At 68.0% G+C, this 1,501-nt stretch carries 1 protein-coding gene; it reads right to left on the bottom strand.

Going from position 1 to position 1,501, the window contains the following annotated elements:
• Positions 1–228: 228 nt before the first annotated feature.
• Positions 229–1,452 (bottom strand): IS701 family transposase, encoded by a 1,224-nt coding sequence (locus tag FV242_RS33850; RefSeq protein ID WP_147942022.1) that lies wholly within the window; start codon positions 1,450–1,452, stop codon positions 229–231.
• Between the last annotated feature and the right edge of the window lie 49 nt (positions 1,453–1,501).

Raw genomic sequence — 1,501 nt, 5'->3', positions numbered from 1 at the left:
CCTAGCATTACAGTTGCGTTTTTTGGCTTTTCCGTCGTCGGCGTGTTTTGCTGGGCTTACGGCGGTGACGCCCTTTGGCGTCTGACGCTCGGCGTTTGAGATGGGCGTTTCGGGCGGCCGCCTGATGCGCGCGTCGCCAGAGCGACCACGCGACGACGTGGGCGGGCTGGATGCGCCGCTGCGCCAGCCGTACGGCGAGGCGGCGGATTTCCTGGACCGACCAGCGGATCAGCGGGCGCGCAGCCTCGGGGGGCGTGATCTCGTCCTGGCTCGGCTTTTTGGGGGCGGCGTGTTGGCGTGATGGCGGATCACCGCCAGCAGCGCGAAGGCCATCATCACCAGGCTGACGTGCCGGTGCCAGCCGTGCCAGGAGCGGGTCTCGTTGTGAGCCAGCCCAAGCTCGGTCTTGGCGGTCTCGAACGCGTCCTCGATCGTCCAACGCTGGCCCTCGACCGCCACCAGGGTCGCGATCGGCGTGCCGGCCGGGCACCAGGTCGTGAAGTATGCCCGCTCGCCATCGCTCAGGCTGCGGCGGATCAGGAGCCCGCGCGTCCACACGCTGGTTTGGTCGTCGTCGGCGCCAGCGAGGTCGGCCAACTCGCAATAGGCCCAGTCGTACAGTCGTGCGCCCTTGGTCCCCTCTCCCGCCGATAGGCGCGCCCAGGCCGACGAAGCGAGGCTGTTGGCGATCACCTCGGCGGTGCCGGCCACAGGCGGCTTGCCGACCCAGGAATTGAACCTGTGATCGGTCTTGACCCCAAGCACGTAGCCCTTGCCCGCGCGGCGTAGCGCCATCTCGATGTCGCCGACCCCGTAGACGGTGTCGGCCGCCACCCAGGAGAACGGCACGCCGGCGGCGATCGCCCGCTCGATCATCGCCAGAGCCAATCCCGGCTTGGTCGAAAAGCTCGTTCCCTCCGGCACGTGGGCGGCGGCTAATCGGGCCGGATCCGAGGTCCAGGTCTTGGGCAGGTACAAGGCCCGATCGATGAACGCATGACCGTGCCGCGAGGCGTAGGCCGCGAACACGCCGATCTGACAGTTCGTGATCTTGCCGGCCGAGCCGGTGTACTGGCGATGCACGCCGCACGAGGCTTTACCCTGCTTGAGAAAGCCGGTCTCGTCGAGAACCAGAACCGCGTCCGGGTCAGCCAGGGTCTCCAGGGCATAGTCCCGCACCACGTCGCGCAAGGCATCCGCATCCCAGCGTCCGCGCCCGAGCACCGCTTGCTGACGCCAGGGCCCGGGATCGCCCGCGGCTTCCGCCCGCATCCAACCCGTCTTGCGCCGCTCCGCGCCGAGCAGCCCGTCCAGGAATGCCCCGGCCGAGGCCGCGACCCGCTCCTGCGTAAACAGCGGGCGCAAGCGTCCCTTCACCTCCCGCAGCGACGAGGCCCACAACTCCAGCGTCGCCTCGATCGAGGTCCCCGATGTCCATGATGCGCGAATCATGGTGACGCAGAGAGTCAGAACCTCGTCGAAAATGCAACTGTAATGCTAG

The sequence above is a fragment of the Methylobacterium sp. WL64 genome (assembly GCF_008039945.1).
Lineage (GTDB): Bacteria > Pseudomonadota > Alphaproteobacteria > Rhizobiales > Beijerinckiaceae > Methylobacterium.
The sequence above is the reverse complement of the archived record's forward strand: the minus strand, read 5'-3'. Positions and strand labels throughout refer to the sequence as shown.

Bases quoted from the DNA above. Each gene is read 5' to 3' on its own strand.
- FV242_RS33850 (WP_147942022.1), bottom strand. From the start codon at position 1,452: ATGATTCGCGCATCATGGACATCGGGGACCTCGATCGAGGCGACGCTG.